Genomic DNA, 16,045 nt, shown 5'->3' on the forward strand with positions numbered 1-16,045 from the left:
CATGAACACATCATCCACACTAACACCCGCCATGAAATTACAGCGGCGTGCGCTTAGACGCCGTAGCGCCTTTTATCTGGTGCTGATCGCCATCGGCCTGGTGGCGCCCTTCATTGTCTATCCCGTGTTCTTGATGAAAGTGCTGTGCTTCGCGCTGTTTGCCTGTGCCTTTAACTTACTGCTTGGTTACGCGGGGCTGCTCTCCTTCGGGCATGCGGCCTTTCTTTCCACCGGTGGCTATGTCACCGGCTACCTGCTGGCCAGCTACCCGGGACTGACGCCGGAGCTTGGCATTCTCGCCGGTACGGCAGCATCGCTGGTTGTAGGGGCGCTCTTCGGTGCCGTGGCCATTCGGCGGCAGGGAATATACTTCGCCATGATTACGCTGGCCCTGTCGCAGTTGATCTATTTCATTTTTCTGCAGTCGCCGTTCACTGGTGGGGAAGATGGATTGCACGGCGTGCCCAGAGGGGCGCTATTGGGTTTCATCGGCCTGGAAAGCAATCTGGCGATTTACTACTTCGTGTTGGGTGTTTTTCTGATCGGCTTTGCCACTATCCAAAGAGCCGTGCATTCACCATATGGGCAGGTACTCAAGGCGATCCGCGAGAATGAACCGCGCGCTGTGTCACTGGGTTACAACGTCGATGCTTACAAACTGCTCGCTTTTACGCTTTCGGCAGGCATTGCCGGTCTGGCCGGTGCCACCAAGACGCTGGTTTTCCAGCTCGCCTCGCTTACCGATGCTCACTGGCACATGTCTGGGGAGGTGATTCTGATGACGCTGTTAGGCGGTGTCGGCACCCTGTTCGGTCCACTGGTGGGCGCTGGCGTGGTGGTCAGTCTGCAGACGCAGCTGGCGCAATCACCCTTGGGCAATTGGGTGAGCGTTATCCTCGGTACCATTTTTGTGCTCTGCGTGCTGAGTTTCCGCAGCGGTATCGTCGGTGAGATTCAAAAAATCGTTAAAAAGAACTTTAAGTAAGTAACGCCAGCCAAGTTGATGTATCAGGAGAACAAAAACATGAACAAGCAAGCCGTCTGGCAGCCTGATCGTGAATATTGTCAAAACACGCGGTTGCAACAATGGTTAGAAACGTTGGGGTTCGAGAATTACGACAACTTCCTAAACAGAAGTATCAATGAAGTTGACTGGTTCTGGGGAGCACTGGAGGAGAAGTTGGGTGTTGTGTGGCGGACTCCCTACGACTCGGTCATCGAGGATCCGCAGGAAATCATGCACCCGCACTGGTTCCCCAAGGGGCGTCTTAATATCATTGAATCCCTTCTGGAGCGCTGGGCGCATGACCCAGAACATGCTGCCAAGGAGGCTTTGATTGCCCAGTCCGAGAATGGCAGTGAGGTGCGTTATACATACCTCGAACTTACCAGAGAGGTAGCGCGCTGTGCCGATATGCTGTACGCCTTGGGCGTTAGGCGTGGGGATGTGGTGTCGATCTACCTGCCGATGATTCCCCAGGCAATTATTGCCATGCTGGCAGCAATTCGCCTCGGTGCCATCTATGCGCCGGCTTTTTCCGGCTATAACGCCGACGCGCTGGCTGTGCGTCTCGAGGATTCTGGTTCGCGCTTTCTAATAACGGCAGATGGCTACTACCGGCGTGGACGCTTTATCGAGATGAAGGCGAAAGCCGATGAGGCGGTGGCGGCAGGTAGCGCGATTGAGTCAGTCATTGTGGTCAATAACACCGGTTCCGACTCGTCCCGACTGGCGCCCCATGAGCACGATTGGGATGTTCTGATGACGGCCGAGGACATACGCGAGAAGCGCGCCCCCGCCTGTGAAATGGCCAGCGATGATCCGTTGCTGCTGATTTATACCTCGGGCACTTCGGGTAAACCCAAGGGCGCTGTACATACCCATGCTGGCCTTCCGCTTAAATCAGCGCTGGATCTAGGCCTATGTATGGATCTTGGCCAGGACGATACGCTCTTCTGGATCACCGATATGGGTTGGTTAACGGCGCCGGTAGCCATTTTTGGCGCCTTGATGAACGGTGCAACCCTGGCAATCTATGATGGCGCTCCAAACTACCCGGAGGAAGATCGCCTCTGGACACTGGTTGAGGACTTCGGTGCTACTCATGTAGGGATTTCTCCGACCTTTACCCGCAGCCTGATGAAAGGCGACATTACGCCAAATCACTTGGGCGATCAGGTTCGGCTGTTCCTTTCTACCGGCGAACCTTGGGATGACGGGAGCTGGCACTGGTTGTTTGAAACCGTTGGTGGGCGTCGTATTCCTATCATTAACTACGCCGGCGGTACCGAGATTGGCGGCGGAATTCTGGTCAATGTGTTGCTCAGACCCATCGGCCCTTCCTGTTTCAATAGCCCTGTGCCCGGCATGGCCGCGAGTGTCGTCAACTCTGACGGGAAGCACGTTGTTGAAGAACTCGGGGAGTTGGTGATTGATAAGCCCTGGGTTGGCATGACGAAAAGCTTTTGGAACAACAACGCTAAGTATGAGGGGGAATACTTCTCACGATGGGCGGGGCGTTGGGTACATGGCGACATGGCCATCGAGTATCCCGACGGTCAGTTGGAGATTCGTGGACGCTCCGATGACACCATGAACGTCGCCGGTAAGCGCGTGGGACCGGCGGAGATCGAGGGTATCGTAGTGGCTTCTCCTGGCGTTGCTGAAGCGGCGGTGGTTGGTGTGGCTGATCCCATGAAGGGTGAGGTGCCGCTGTGCTTCGTGGTGCTCAAGCCGCAGGCCGAGAGCGAAGGCGTCGAGGCGGCCCTCAAGGCACTGGTGAGCGAGAAGCTGGGCAAGGCCTTCGCCCCACGCGAGGTGTTCGTGGTGGACGCCTTGCCCAAGACCAAGAACGGCAAGCTGCTGCGACGGGTGGTGAAAAACGCCTATATCGGTGGCGATGTGGGCGACCTGTCGGCGCTCGAGAGCTATGAGGCGGTGGAGAATATCGCCCGCCTGCGTGACCGCGGAGATGCCCCCGCATGACGAGTTCGATTGGCGCTGGAGAAGTGATGATGAGTGGCAAAAGAGACGGCGAACGAGTGGTCGTGATAACAGGCGCGGCGAGGGGGGTCGGCAAGGCGATTGCAAAGGTGTTCTGCGAAAATGGAGATCATGTGGCGATCTTCGACTTGGACCGGGAGGCCGGGCAGGCAACAGCCGAGGAGCTGGGCAACTGCCAGGCCTATGCGGTCGATATCACTGATGAAGAGGCCGTCCTGGTGGCCCTCGAGCGGGTAAGCCATCAGCTCGGCCCCGTTGATGTCCTGGTCAACAATGCTGGCTTGCAGTTCATCAGCCCTATTGAAGAATTTCCTTATGAGCAGTGGCAGAAACTGCTTGGCGTCATGCTGTCCGGCTCCTTTCTCATGACCAAGCATGTTGTTGAGGGAATGAAACAGCGTGGCTGGGGGCGCATCGTTAATATTTCCTCGGTACATGGCTTGACCGCTTCTCCTTATAAGTCGGCTTACATCGCTGCCAAGCATGGCGTCATCGGGCTGACTCGTGCAGTGGCTTGTGAAACGGCAAGTCAGGGAGTAACTGTCAATGCCATTCTGCCTGGAGCGGTGGATACCGAGTTGCTACGCAACCAGCTCGGTAGAATAGCCGAGGAAGAGGGCTGCTCTCCTGAGCAGGCATTGAAGAAGCATATTCTCTCCAAGCAGCCCATCCATCGATTGATCGGTGCCAGCGAGGTCGCAGGCCTGGTCGCCTATCTCGCCTCCGATGCAGCGGGCGGTGTAACGGGTGAGGCTATGCGTATAGCCGGCGGGTGGCGCTGATGTCGACTGAGAAATACGATCCAGTGCTGCGATTCAATAGTCGCTGGCTGACGCTCGAGGGACATGAATTCCCTCTCTTCCAGGCACGTATTAAGCGAGAGCGTATGCTTCGCTATCTTGAATTTCTAGGTCGGCCAGGACATGAGACGGAGAAAAACATCGTCTGTGAGGATATCGGGTCAGTCCTGCCCACCTTTCCCTTTTCTTTGGAGATGGAAGCCGGCGTAGTGAACGTGGTGGCGCGACTTCTTGAAGTCGATGCCAACTGCTTGCTTCACGCAGAGCAGGCTTTTACCTACTACGGTCCGCTGCGCTGCGAGGATCTCGTCACTGTGGAGTCATGGCTTCAGGACGTGACTTGGAAGCCCGGCAGTCGGGTCTGTTTCTTCGGTAAGGAGAGTCGCTTTCTTGTGGATGGGCGACTGACGGTTAGTAGCCGGTCTGTCTATGCCATCAAGGCTATCAAGGGGGGGAAGGATGACGGGGCAGAATAGCGAAGGAAAATTGACTGACTTTGAGCCGATCCGGCTGCGAAAAATGAACAAAGAGACACTTCACGCATACGCTGAGTTGTCTGGTGACAAGAACCCGATTCATCTTGATCGGGAGCAAGCCCTCCTTGCCGGCCACTCTGACATCATTTGCCACGGCATGCTTTCCATGACCGATATCGGCGGTTGGCTGACGCGTGCCATGGAAGGGTGGCAACTGGTCGATATCGCATGCCGCTTCGTGGCACCGATGGCCATCGGTACCCGCCTCAAGGTAGCGGGCGTCTGCATCGAACAACTGCAAAGCGGCGGGGTTCCCCGGGCCAGCGTCGACTTCACCGCCGAGGATGCCGGCGGCGTCATCAGGGTCACAGGGCGGGCCGACTTTCAGTGGACGAGCGCTGTAACACCCTGATCTTCCATCATCGACAAGAACAATCGAGGAGCCTGTCATGCAAGACGTCTTTCTCTGCCATCCGCGGCGCAGTGCCGTGGGGCGCTTCGGCGGCACCCTTTCCAGCGTGCGCCCCGACAATCTGGCGGCCAGCATCTTCAAGGCGGTGCTGGCGGAGTCTCCCGAGCTGGACCCTGCCGCGATCGAGGAAGTCTTCATGGGTTGTGCCAACCAGGCCGGTGAGGACAACCGCAACGTGGCGCGAATGTCGGCGTTGTTGGCAGGCTTGCCCCCCTCGGTACCTGGCACCACTATGAATCGCCTGTGCGGCTCCGGCATGGACGCGGTGGGCACCGCCTTCCGCGCCATCAAGGCCGGCGAGATGGAGCTGGCCCTGGCCGGCGGCGTGGAGTCCATGTCCCGCGCGCCCTACGTGCTGGACAAGGCCGACAGTGCCTTCTCCCGCGGCCAGAAGATCGAGGACACCACCATCGGTTGGCGCTTCATCAACCCGCTGATGAAGACGGTCTACGGTGTGGAATCCATGCCCGAGACCGCTGAGAATGTCGCCGAGAATTTTAAGATTGCGCGTGAAGATCAGGACGCTTTTGCTCTTCGCTCGCAGCAGAAAGCTGCCGCCGCGCAAAAAGCCGGCCGCTTCGCCCAAGAGATCACCGCGATCGAAATTCCGCGCAGTAAGCAGGAGTCGCTGATCTTTGATCAAGACGAGCACCTGCGGGAGACAAGTCTCGAGAAGCTCGCAAGCCTGCCCACTCCTTTTCGTAAGGGTGGTTCCGTCACAGCAGGCAACGCGTCGGGTATAAATGACGGTGCCGCCGCTATGCTGGTGGCTAGTGCTGAAGCGGTAGAGAAACACAGCTTGGCACCGATAGCGAAAATCCTGGGTATGGCTACTGCCGGCGTTGAGCCATGCATTATGGGCTATGGTCCGGTGCCCGCAGTGCAAAAACTGCTCAAGCGTACTGGTGTAAGCATTGATGAGATTGACGTAATCGAACTCAACGAAGCCTTCGCCGCTCAAGCACTCGCCTGTATGCGCGATCTTGGCATTGCCGACGACGACCCACGCGTAAACCCTAACGGCGGTGCTATTGCCCTTGGCCATCCGCTGGGAATGTCCGGGGCACGGTTGCTGCTCACTGCCGCGCACGAGCTGCAAAATAGTAGTAAGCGCTATGCTCTCTGTACTATGTGCGTGGGAGTGGGACAAGGAATCGCTACACTTCTGGAGAGGGTGGATATATGAAGGCTGTATTCATTACCGGCCATGGTGGCAACGAGGTGATTAACGTCAGAGAATGCGAGTATCCGCAACGCCGGCCGGGTGAGGCGCTGGTGCGCATTGAGGCAGGGACCCTTAACCAAGTTGACCTCTATATGCGAAATAGCGGTGCTGGCATTACTCATCAGCTACCGCTGATCATGGGTCTTGATGGCGCTGGTGTCGTGGAAAAAATAGATGCTGATGAGACTCGGATTTCAGTTGGTCAGCGGGTTGTGGTGTTTCCAGGTATGTCCTGCGGGCGCTGTGAATTTTGTCGGCGTGGCGACGATGTGCTTTGCACCGGTATGAAGCTGATGGGGGAGCATTGTGATGGCACCTTCGCTCAGTGGATCAGCGTGCCGGTTGAGAACCTCTTTTCTATGCCAAAGCATTTGGACTTTGTGCAAGCTGCGGCGATGGGTGTGAACTATCTCACTGCCTGGCGGATGCTGTTTACCCGGGCGCAGTTGAAGCCTTGGGAAACTGTACTGGTTTTCGGGGTCGGTGGTGGCGTATCGCTTGCTGTCATGCATTTAGCCAAGAGTATTGGCGCCAGGGTGGTTGTTACCTCCAGGGAAGAGGGGAAGCTCGAAAAAGCCCGCAATATGGGGGCGAATGAGACGATCAATAGCCAGACGCATGATGTGGCCAAGGCAGTGATGGCGCTTACTGAGGGGCGTGGTGTAGATGTGGTCGTCGAGAATGTCGGCGAGGCTGTCTGGTCATCAGCCATGAAGTCTTTGGTACGTGGGGGAAGGCTAGTGACCTGCGGAGCGACATCAGGTGACCAGCCGCCGGCGGATCTGAAGCGGATCTTCATCCGTCAGCTACAGATTATTGGCTCTACTAGTGGAAATTCCTCTGAATTTAAACAGCTACTAGCCTATGCTGAACGGCATAGGATTATCCCAATGATCGATAGCGTATTTTCTTTGGACGATATCCACCAGGCATTGGACCGTTTGGAATCAGATGGCAGGATGGGAAAGGTTGGGCTAGCGCTGAATCCGCCTAAGTAGGTTGTTGGCACCGGCAACGTTACGGTATCTAGGCGGTACTGACTAGTGGAGATGTAGGTTGGTGGGGTTTGTAATCACGCTGGAAATTTCAAGCGGCAAAAGATGTTATAAATTTTCCAATTTTTGCGTGTGACATTTTCGTACCAAAGGAATTGCTAAAAGTGATCTGTAAGGGAAACGCTGCATAAATACTGACGTAGGTGCTTAAGCGTCACCTTCGGGAAAATGTGGCTTTCTATCGTCTGACAGGGTGCACCCTGATGAAACAGATCTCGTTTGCTCAGGCTGAGCATCAGCACAAGAAGAAGGTCACCCGCCGGGAACGATTCCTGGCATAGATGGATGTCCTGATGCCATGGCAACGCTTGATTGAGGCGCTGTCACTGTCCTATTTTCCGAATTCGGCGGGCAAGCGCGGCGTTGTACATACCATCGGGCTGAGTGACAAGGGGATGCCGGGCGTCTACCGCATCGAATTACAGGTCACGGCAGGCAGCGGCAAACTGGCCATGTCCGGCCTATGGAATTCCATGGCCGCCAAGGAACAGGTCAAGATGGCGTTTGATTACTTCAAGGCCAACGCCAGCCGCATCAGCGGTGCCCGAAAGGTCATGGAGCACGATTTTCACCTGCATGTGGTCGACCTGCAAAGCACCGGCGTATTGCGGGATATCGCACTGGCCAGCCTGGTGGCGTTCTCCTCCGGGCTGGTGGGAAAGCCCACCCAGAGCCAGATGGTCGTGCTGGGCGATATGAGCCTGGGCGGCAGCCTCAAACCCGTGGAAAGCCTCGCCGAGTGCCTTCAGGTAACGTTTGATGCGGGCGGCAAGCGCGTCACTCTCCCGATGAGCAGTGCCATGGATATTCCGACGATCCCCGGTGAGCTGTTCACCAAATTCCAGACCAGTTTCTACGCCGAGCCCGTGGATGCGGTGGTCAAAGCGCTGGGGGTGGAATAAGGTTATTAATGAGAACGAGCTAGCTAGTCCCGCATGGTGCATACCATATCAGTGAGCAAAAGATTGGCAGGTGAGGAGCATAGAGATGAAAGTGACTGAAAAAGTAGAAGTCGATGCCGTCACCGATGTGGTATGCGATGTATGTCTAACCTCAACCCGCACAGCAGGTGAAAATCTTGAGTACGCCACCCTTCAAGCGCACTGGGGCTACGGCACCCAGCACGATGGAGAACGGTACGAGCTGCACCTGTGTGAAAGCTGCTTTTTCGGTACGTTGGCTTATTTCAAGCAGGAGCGCAGAGTGCAAAATTTATTCAGCGAAGATGGCTGTGCATTGAGTGCAGACGACCACTTGGGGTTGGTAGCCGAAGACGACTACTTCCGCGATGAAGGTGGCAACAAAGCGCAATAGGTATTCGCTTTATCAACTGCGCGTGATAGAGGTTACGTACGACAGCAAACGACTCTGAGCGGTCATGCCGGCAAATACTGCAGGCACGTTCGTTCATGTTATGCAGCGGGCACGGTGATTGATGTTATTTTGCCGAGTTATAATTAATATTTAGTGGTTTCAATAAGTTAGGATATGCGTGGTGCGCTAGATAACATTATTAAACGTGCCGTCACGTTCATCTTGTATCACAGCGTTCCGCCTAATCACTGTTGAACTAAACCGCTTCGCGGCAGCTGTCGACGAACCACGCCTTTCGCCTCATCGGGCCACACTGTTGATTGACCCACGTGGGTCAATCAACAGGAGTGACGACGATGACTGCCTTGCGACAGAAGATGATCGCGGCCATGCGTCAGCGTGGCTTTGCGCAACGTACCCACAACACCTACCTGATGGTGATCACTGATCTGGCACGTTATTTCCACCGCCCGCCAGACACGTTGAGTACCGACGACCTGCAACACTTCTTCAATCACCTGGTTCAGGAACGCGGTTTGTCCGCGGCCAGCTGCCGTGTCTACCTGCACGGCGTACGGTTTCTGTACTTGCACGTGTTGCAGTGGCCGTCGTTTGATGTGCCGCTCACCGTCCCCAAAAAACCGCAGCGGATTCCAGAGCTGCTGACTCGCGACGAGGTTCGGCGGATTCTGTCCGCCTGTCAAAACGCCAAGCATCGCATGATGCTCGAACTATGCTACGGCTGCGGATTACGTGTGACCGAGGTCTGCCACCTGCGAGTCAGTGACATCGACAGCCAGCGTTATCAACTCCGTGTGACGCAGGGCAAGGGCGGCAAGGATCGTATGGTGCTACTACCGGTGACCCTGCTTGATCGCTTGCGCGATTACTGGCGCGCCTACCGGCCAGTCACATGGCTGTTCCCGAGCGCTCTGTTTCCCGATCAAGCACTGCACTCCAGTGCGCCGCAGAAGGCCTTTACCCAAGCCAAGCGCCTGGCCGGAGTCGAGCGGGTCGGTGGCATCCATAGCCTGCGCCATGCCTATGCCACCCATGTCTTGGAGCAGGGCCTGCCCGTTCATCAGCTCCAGCGGCTGCTAGGCCACCGGAACCTCCAGTCGACGATGCGCTACCTGCACTGGCTACCGAGCCAGCAAGGGGGCGATCAGTGTCATATTGACCTAGTGGCCGCCTTGGAGGTGAGCCATGACTAAGGCCGCTACCTTGCAACAGGCGCTGACCCGCTTCCTCGATCCCACCGGTCTTGATCGCCAGCGCCAACGGGTGTGTACCCATCTGCTGGCCTGCCGAACGGAGGCGATGGGTGGGATGATCTTGCAGTGCTCCGACTGCGCTTACGTACAGCCACGCTACTTTGGCTGTCGCGATCGTCACTGCCCACAGTGCCAAGGCCGTGCTAGAGTGATCTTACCCAGCAACAGTGGACACTCGTTTAAGCGATCATTCGGACTTCAAACGCCTCTGGGCTGATCATCCCTATAGCACTGTGCCGTCGTTGCTTGGTAAGCGTCCGGTGATCACACCTTGTCAGGTATAGTCGGCTTCCAGTTGTGGGGTAATAGCTCATCGATGGCGTTGTTTTTCTGTGTCGGCAACCGAGTCAGTACATCCTTCAGATAGGCATAGGGATCAAGCCCGTTTAGCTTCGCTGTCTGGATCAGTGTCATGACCGCCGCCGCACGTTGGCCACTACGCAGTGACCCTGCGAACAGCCAGTTGGAACGACCTAGCGCCCAGGGCCGGATCTGGTTTTCCACCCAGTTGTTGTCGATAGGTACAGAGCCATCATCAAGGTAGCGCGTCAGCGCTTCCCAACGTTTGAGACTGTAATCCAACGCTTTGGCGGTGCCGGAGCCATCCGGTACCTTCTGGCGATGCGACAGCATCCATTGATGCAGCGCATCAGCGATTGGTTTGGCTCTGGTTTGACGGATTTCTCGCCGCTTATCCGGTGGCAGATCTTTGGTTTCCCGTTCGATCTCGTAGAGTCCGCCGATGGTTTCCAGGGCCTTGGCCGCCAGTTCGCTCTTATTGGTGTCGTGCAGGTCGTAGAACTTGCGCCGGGCATGAGCCATGCAACCGATTTCGGTAATGCCGTTACCGAACCCGGCCTTGTAACCGGCGTAGTCGTCACAGACCAGTTTGCCCTGCCAGTCACCCAGGAAGGTTCGGGCATGTTCGCCCGCACGACTGGGAGCGAAGTCATAAACCGTGGCGCTCAGGTCCGAGAACGATGGGGTGCAGTAGACCCAGACGTAGGCTTTGTGGGTTTTCTTCTTGCCTGGGACCAGCATGCTGACCGGGGTTTCATCGGCGTGCAGAACGCTGTGCTCCAGCAGGGCATGTCTCAGCGCATCCGCCAGGGGCTGCAACTGCACACCACAGGCACCGACCCATTCGGCCAGCGTAGAGCGCGGTATTTCCAGGCCGGCACGGCCGAAGATACGTTCCTGACGGTACAGTGGCAGATGGTCCGCGTATTTGGCCACCAGCACCTGGGCCAGCAGACCGGCGGTGGGAATACCCTTGTCGATTACCTGCGGTGGTACCGGCGCCTGGATCAGGGTTTCGCACTCGTCGCAGGCCCACTTGCCACGGATATGACGCTCCACCGTGAGCTCGCCCGGGACGTAATCCAGCTTCTCGCTGACGTCCTCACCGATGCGTTTGAGTTGGCAGCCACACTGGCACTGAGTATTGTCCGGTTCGTGGTGGATCAGGATACGGGGCAGTTCTGGTGGCAGTGAGGTCCGCTTGGGTGTTTGCTTTGGCCGAGCCGCTTTCTGCTCGTCGGTCATCGCCTGATCCAGCTCAGCTTCGATCGAGGCCAGGTCGCTGTCGATCAGTTCATCCAGCAGTTTTCCCTGAACTGCGTCCAGTTGCTCGCTGCGCCGAGCGTACTTGTGACGCTTGAGGATGGCGACTTCGTGGGTCAGCTTCTCGATGATGGCATTACTGCACACCAACTCTCGTTCCTTCCGGCCCAGGATTTGATCCTTGGCATCCAAAGAGTCCATGAGTTCCGTTGCCAGGGCACGGAGCTGATCGGCAGAGAGTTGGTTGATATCGGGGCGCTGAGACATGCCCGATAGTATGCCAAGCCCATGAGCTGCAAGCGATTCGCAATTCTGGTTATAGCGGTGCTACGGCACTTGTGGTTACAGGATGGAGATGACGCCGTCGGACCCAAGGCGTTGCCATGGTAGGCCCTGAACCAGGGCGGCCAACTGTTCTTCGGTCAGGCACAGTTGGCTACCGCGCCAGGGTTCACCCCAATGGAACTTACCCCTATTCAACCGGCGAGCACAGAGCCATATGCCGAGACCGTCGTGGATCAGTACTTTCATCCGGTTGCCCCGCTTGTTGGCGAATAAATAGGCGCAATGGGGTCTGGCCGAACCGAAGACCTGAATAACCCGGGCCAAGGCCTTGTCGGGCCCTGCCCGCATGTCCAGTGGTTCAGTGGCCAGCCAGATCTCATCGATGCGGATCATCCTAACAGGTCCCGTAACAGAGCCACACACTGATGGGCCTGCTCCGCCGGCCACTCCACCATGATCGGACCACCGGCGCGGGGAATCTCAATACGGATGGTATTACGCTTGTCCGAGGCCAACTGGTTGCCCGGTAAAGAGGTTGCCGCAGGCAGATTAACCGGAACAAATCCCGGTGTTGCTGGTATTTGATCAGGCCGCTGCGCTTCTCTCATCTAGCGCCGGACCATGTTCGCGTTGAGGCCGTTATCCAGCGAGATCCGGGAAATGGAGACGCCGGGTTCCAGGCACTGGGCAACAATTTGGGCTTTGAACTCCCGGGAAAACCGGCGACGTCGTTGGTAGGGCCTGGATACGCTTAATTCGTTCATGCTAAGTGTCCACTAAAAAAATAAGTGGACACTATCTTGACGGCGGTAGCGCCTGGCTCAAGATGAGATCACCGGACGCTTACGTTGCTTGTTGTAGTCCAGTTCGATGTATTCAAACACCTGGCGTCTCATCATATCTCGCGTTTTAAAGTTCTCGCCGTGGATCGCTTCCACCTTGAGGCTGTGAAAGAAGCTTTCGGCACAGGCGTTATCATAACAGTTGCCTTTCGCGCTCATACTGCACTTGAGTTCATGTCGCGTCAGTAGCGACTGATACAGCGTCGAACAGTACTGACCACCTCGATCTGAATGGACGATCACGCCTGTTGGCATTTTACGTTTCCATAGCGCCATTTGTAGTGCATCACAGACAAGATCTGCCGTCATACGCTCGCTCATTGCCCAACCAACGACTTTGCGAGAGTAAAGATCAATTAGCACAGCAAGATAAAGCCAACCTTCACCCGTCGCCAAGTAGGTGATATCACCCACCCACTTTTGATTAGGGGCTGAAGCCCTGAAGTCTTGCTCTAGCAGGTTTGGCGCAACAGGTAGCGAATGTCGAGAGTTTGTGGTGGCCTTGAACTTACGGGCAGCTTTAGCACGCAGGCCTTGTCGCTGTAAGCTGGCAGCCACGGTCTTGCGATTCACCGGTATTCCGTCATCTTGCAGGTCTAGAGCTAATCTCGGGGCGCCTGAGCGGCCTTTACGTTGGTGAAACGCCGCAGCCACACGCTTATCGAGAACGGCTTGCTGGCTGCGCTTTAGAGACAGACCTCCTTCGCGCTGTCGCCAAGCGTAGTAGCCGCTTCGAGCGACCCCAACAACATGGCACATGCGCTGAACACTGAAAGCCTGGCGATGACGATGGATAAAGGCGTACTTCACTTCAGGCTCTTCGCAAAGTACACCGCGGCCTTTTTTGTGATAGCCAGCTCCTCATTGGCTTCGGCTAATTGCCGCTTCAGACGAACGTTTTCTTCTGCCAGCGACCGCTCTCGCTCAGATGTATCTTGCTGTTGCTGAACCTTAGAACGCCACTGATAAAGCTGACTCGAGTGTATGCCCAGTTCACGAGCCGCTGCGGCAACGCCTATGCGATCAGCAAGCGCTAACGCTTCTTGCCGATAGGTATCTGAGTAACGGGTATAGGATTTTTTCTTCATTGATGTCGTCGATCTTGCCATGGTTCACCTCGTTGCAGTGTATTACATTCTTGAGGTGTCCATCGTTACTGGGCAAGATCAACCCGCCTAGGGTTTGTAAGACAGACGAAGTAAGCATAAAAAAGCCGCCACGCGTTAGCGTCGGCGGCAGGCTAATGCTTCTACTCTCTAGCGCTATTGTGCCTGCAACATAGGCGTCCCTGGCCGCCAGAAAACGTTTTGCCCAATCCGGCTAAAGCCCCACTGGCTTTTGCTACGAAACGCACGCTGTTGGTTATCTGTCATTGCACTCTGCCCGTCTGCATCACGAATATAACGAGCCAGTGTCATGGCGGCTGGCTGGCCGTAGCGTGCACCCGGGGAGGCGCATGTCCAGATATGGCGTAAGGTCATCGCAATATCAGGTTCATGTTGGTCTAAGTAGGTAAGGCCATAGGCACACGCTTCTAGCGTAAACGCATCGTGGCTACAGAGCTTCCACGCCGCGTTAGGCTTGCCTTTCGCGTCGTAGGTATACGTCTTGCCAATATCGTGCAACAGCCCCGCTACAAAGCACGTTTCCTGCATCAGGCGCGGCATAGCTGGCTCATTTAAACGCAGCATGGCAACAGCATTATTCGCGACGTTCAGCGAATGCTCTAGCAACCCACCTGCATAGGCGTGGTGGTAGGTCACGCTGGCGGGTGCATTCAGAAACGCCTCGATACGGTCCTTACGTTCCAATACCCGTGTTAAAAACGCCCGGAGATGCTCTGATTGAAGCGACTGCACGGTCTCGACTAATTGATCGAACACCGCTGGTGCGGGGGCGTACACGCGTGGCAACGATTGTAGCGTGTCCAGTGAATGGATTTCCTCACGGGTCGCCTTGCGGAGCTCATCAAGCAGGAATTGGCCTGATAAGCACTTTACTCCTGATGCAGTAACAAAATCCAAATGGCCAATGCGCTCAGGTACGTGTGTCTTGGCCAAATTCAGCATTGCGATACGATCACCTTCGCAGTCGCTTAGCCGAAGCTTTAGAAAAGGCGTTTTTGCATTGTCGAACTCCACCACGCGCCCCGTAAGGCGATAAGTGCCCGTAAAAGTGCGAGACAGGTGTGCTGGAGCTTGTTGATTAGGCAGTTTCATGGCGGTGCTCCTTCTCGGGCTTGGTGGACGTGGCATTGCCTAATAAACGCTCGAAAGCAGAGCCGTCCATACGTGTGGCATTAGGCACATAGCGCGAATAGACCTTAAACAGCATCTCGGTTGAACTGTGGCCTAACATGCGCGCTACCCACTCTGGGTTCTCACCCGAGGCTAGAAACAGCGTCGCGGCGGTATGGCGCGTTTGGTACGGGCGGCGTTTGGTAAGCCCCAGTGACCGCAGTAGGGGATACCACACGCGTTTCGTCACGTTGTTGTGATCAAGCGGCTGTCCCAGTTGATTGCAGAACACGAACTGGCTCATACGCCCAGTCGCGGCGTACTGCGTTTTTAAGGCGTCATATACCTGCCCAAACATGGGGATTTCACGCTGGGAGCCATCGGTCTTGGTGTATTCCGTTTCGCCATTGATCAATGTCTCGCGCACCAAGATTTCTCGTTTAGCGAAATCGACATTTTTCCACTTCAATCCATCTATTTCACCGGTACGCATACCGGTAAAAAAGCGCACCGTGTAGTAGTTGCGATAGTCGGGGCGCACGTTATCGATGATGCGGTGGACTTCATGGAGCGAGAAGGGCTCGATGTGCGTTTTCTGTAGCTTTAACGGTTTGATATTTTTGTAGGGCGTCTCGAAATCGAATCGCTCGGCAGCTTCATCCAGCACCATGCGAAGAATGGTCATATGGCTGTTGATAGTCTTTGGCGATACGAGCCCCGTGCTGCCACGCCCTTTGCGCTTGGCCAGCTTGGCGCGAAACCCCATGATGTCGGCCTTGGTGATATCACCAATGGGCTTTTTACCGAATGCGGGCTTCAGCGAGCTATTCAAGATCGAGCGCACATTGCGCACGTGGGAAGCACGCCACTGGATCTTGCTCTCCTCAAACCACTGCTCAGCAAAGTCGTTGAAGAGTGGTGTGTCTAAAGCCACTGCATCTTGATGCTCAGTGGTAGGAGCTTGCTGGTGGCCTTTCAGTTTCTGTAAATTGCTGCTGTTGGGGAAAAACTCGGCATAATTGAATTCGCCTAGCAGCATCTTTGCTTCCATGCGCTGTAACAGCAGCTCCAGCTGTTTGCGATTTTTGGCGTTATCGTCAAGCAGGGTCTGCTCACGAAAGCGCTGGCCGTCAAACCGAAAGTCAATAAAAAGCTTTTTGCTTTCCTTGCGCGCGCGCACCTTACCCATGGCAGACTCCTCCATTCGCCATCGGTATGGTGACTTGTTGTTGGCGAGGTGTTGCTTGCAGCATTTCTTCTTGGATAGCCTCCCAGATATACAGAATTTTCCGACGTCCAAAGGGACGGATGTAATGGGTGCCTTCAATGAGCACGCTGTCTTTGAGTTGCTGGCGGATAGTGCGCGCATCGTATTTGATACGTGAGGCGAGTTCTTCCGTTGTCAAAAAAGTGCAGTCCATGAGATTATCTCCTCATGTGGTGATCATTTGATAATATTTTTAATCTCTCGATTAGGAATATATACAATCAAATGATT

Annotated in this window: 18 protein-coding genes and 2 pseudogenes; 12 read left to right on the forward strand and 8 right to left on the reverse strand. The window is 55.6% G+C overall.

The features are described 5' to 3' along the window. Position 1: 1 nt before the first annotated feature. The 12 genes and pseudogenes from ACT3UM_RS16265 to ACT3UM_RS16320 form a co-directional block, all read left to right on the forward strand. A complete protein-coding gene (locus ACT3UM_RS16265) occupies positions 2-985 on the forward strand; it encodes a branched-chain amino acid ABC transporter permease (RefSeq protein ID WP_444674112.1) in 984 nt (327 codons plus the stop codon). 39 nt (positions 986-1,024) lie between these two features. After that, the gene (locus tag ACT3UM_RS16270) at positions 1,025-2,986 is read left to right on the forward strand and encodes an AMP-binding protein (RefSeq protein ID WP_444674113.1); all 1,962 of its coding nucleotides are present in this window, start codon (positions 1,025-1,027) and stop codon (positions 2,984-2,986) included. A 56-nt stretch (positions 2,987-3,042) separates the two neighbouring features. Continuing rightward, positions 3,043-3,786 (forward strand): 3-hydroxybutyrate dehydrogenase, encoded by a 744-nt coding sequence (locus tag ACT3UM_RS16275; protein ID WP_498900477.1) that lies wholly within the window; start codon positions 3,043-3,045, stop codon positions 3,784-3,786. Further along, entirely contained in the window at positions 3,786-4,280 is a 495-nt protein-coding gene (locus ACT3UM_RS16280; RefSeq protein ID WP_444674115.1) for an FAS1-like dehydratase domain-containing protein, read from the forward strand. The genes ACT3UM_RS16275 and ACT3UM_RS16280 overlap by 1 nt, the downstream gene beginning before the upstream one ends. Continuing rightward, entirely contained in the window at positions 4,264-4,692 is a 429-nt protein-coding gene (locus ACT3UM_RS16285; protein ID WP_444674116.1) for a MaoC/PaaZ C-terminal domain-containing protein, read from the forward strand. Before ACT3UM_RS16280 ends, ACT3UM_RS16285 begins: the two co-directional genes overlap by 17 nt. A 37-nt stretch (positions 4,693-4,729) precedes the next feature. Then, the gene (gene pcaF / locus ACT3UM_RS16290) at positions 4,730-5,938 is read left to right on the forward strand and encodes a 3-oxoadipyl-CoA thiolase (RefSeq protein WP_444674117.1); all 1,209 of its coding nucleotides are present in this window, start codon (positions 4,730-4,732) and stop codon (positions 5,936-5,938) included. Beyond that, a complete protein-coding gene (locus ACT3UM_RS16295; RefSeq protein ID WP_498900480.1) occupies positions 5,935-6,975 on the forward strand; it encodes a zinc-binding dehydrogenase in 1,041 nt (346 codons plus the stop codon). The genes pcaF and ACT3UM_RS16295 overlap by 4 nt, the downstream gene beginning before the upstream one ends. Before the next feature lie 260 nt (positions 6,976-7,235). Continuing rightward, a pseudogene (locus tag ACT3UM_RS16300) lies at positions 7,236-7,394 on the forward strand (IS5/IS1182 family transposase); the annotation flags it as partial. A gap of 33 nt (positions 7,395-7,427) precedes the next feature. Further along, positions 7,428-7,934: a S16 family serine protease gene (locus ACT3UM_RS16305; protein WP_444674127.1), complete on the forward strand. Its 507-nt coding sequence runs from the start codon at positions 7,428-7,430 to the stop codon at positions 7,932-7,934. Between the two features lie 85 nt (positions 7,935-8,019). Further along, entirely contained in the window at positions 8,020-8,346 is a 327-nt protein-coding gene (locus ACT3UM_RS16310; RefSeq protein WP_444674119.1) for a hypothetical protein, read from the forward strand. 356 nt (positions 8,347-8,702) lie between these two features. Continuing rightward, the gene (locus ACT3UM_RS16315; protein WP_444674120.1) at positions 8,703-9,560 is read left to right on the forward strand and encodes a tyrosine-type recombinase/integrase; all 858 of its coding nucleotides are present in this window, start codon (positions 8,703-8,705) and stop codon (positions 9,558-9,560) included. After that, a pseudogene (locus ACT3UM_RS16320) lies at positions 9,553-9,765 on the forward strand (transposase zinc-binding domain-containing protein); the annotation flags it as partial. The gene ACT3UM_RS16315 and the pseudogene ACT3UM_RS16320, both read left to right, overlap by 8 nt. A 119-nt stretch (positions 9,766-9,884) precedes the next feature. Here the strand turns inward: ACT3UM_RS16320 and tnpC are convergent. The 8 genes from tnpC to ACT3UM_RS16360 all read right to left on the reverse strand — a co-directional run bounded on the left by tnpC (position 9,885) and on the right by ACT3UM_RS16360 (position 15,968). Then, positions 9,885-11,450 carry an IS66 family transposase gene (gene tnpC, locus ACT3UM_RS16325; protein WP_444674121.1) on the reverse strand — a complete coding sequence of 522 codons (1,566 nt, stop codon included), beginning with the start codon at positions 11,448-11,450 and terminating at the stop codon, positions 9,885-9,887. 75 nt (positions 11,451-11,525) lie between these two features. Further along, positions 11,526-11,861 carry an IS66 family insertion sequence element accessory protein TnpB gene (gene tnpB, locus ACT3UM_RS16330; RefSeq protein WP_444674122.1) on the reverse strand — a complete coding sequence of 112 codons (336 nt, stop codon included), beginning with the start codon at positions 11,859-11,861 and terminating at the stop codon, positions 11,526-11,528. Beyond that, on the reverse strand, positions 11,858-12,076 hold the full coding sequence (locus ACT3UM_RS16335; RefSeq protein ID WP_444674123.1) for a hypothetical protein: 219 nt from the start codon (positions 12,074-12,076) through the stop codon (positions 11,858-11,860). Before ACT3UM_RS16335 ends, tnpB begins: the two co-directional genes overlap by 4 nt. Then, the gene (locus tag ACT3UM_RS16340; protein WP_444674124.1) at positions 12,077-12,232 is read right to left on the reverse strand and encodes a transposase; all 156 of its coding nucleotides are present in this window, start codon (positions 12,230-12,232) and stop codon (positions 12,077-12,079) included. It abuts the gene before it with no gap. 57 nt (positions 12,233-12,289) lie between these two features. Next, positions 12,290-13,419 (reverse strand): IS3 family transposase gene (locus ACT3UM_RS16345; RefSeq protein ID WP_498900484.1). Its coding sequence is split into 2 segments (ribosomal slippage): positions 12,290-13,158 and positions 13,158-13,419, totalling 1,131 coding nucleotides; the frame shifts between segments, so codons are not numbered across the junction. Between the two features lie 153 nt (positions 13,420-13,572). Further along, positions 13,573-14,529, reverse strand: coding sequence for an HD domain-containing protein (locus tag ACT3UM_RS16350; RefSeq protein WP_444673837.1), 957 nt, complete (start codon positions 14,527-14,529; stop codon positions 13,573-13,575). After that, positions 14,516-15,736: a tyrosine-type recombinase/integrase gene (locus ACT3UM_RS16355; protein WP_498900486.1), complete on the reverse strand. Its 1,221-nt coding sequence runs from the start codon at positions 15,734-15,736 to the stop codon at positions 14,516-14,518. Before ACT3UM_RS16355 ends, ACT3UM_RS16350 begins: the two co-directional genes overlap by 14 nt. Then, positions 15,729-15,968 (reverse strand): hypothetical protein, encoded by a 240-nt coding sequence (locus ACT3UM_RS16360; protein ID WP_498900488.1) that lies wholly within the window; start codon positions 15,966-15,968, stop codon positions 15,729-15,731. Before ACT3UM_RS16360 ends, ACT3UM_RS16355 begins: the two co-directional genes overlap by 8 nt. Between the last annotated feature and the right edge of the window lie 77 nt (positions 15,969-16,045).

Origin of the sequence: Halomonas sp. AOP13-D3-9, from assembly GCF_052379125.1 — a bacterium.
Lineage (GTDB): Bacteria > Pseudomonadota > Gammaproteobacteria > Pseudomonadales > Halomonadaceae > Vreelandella.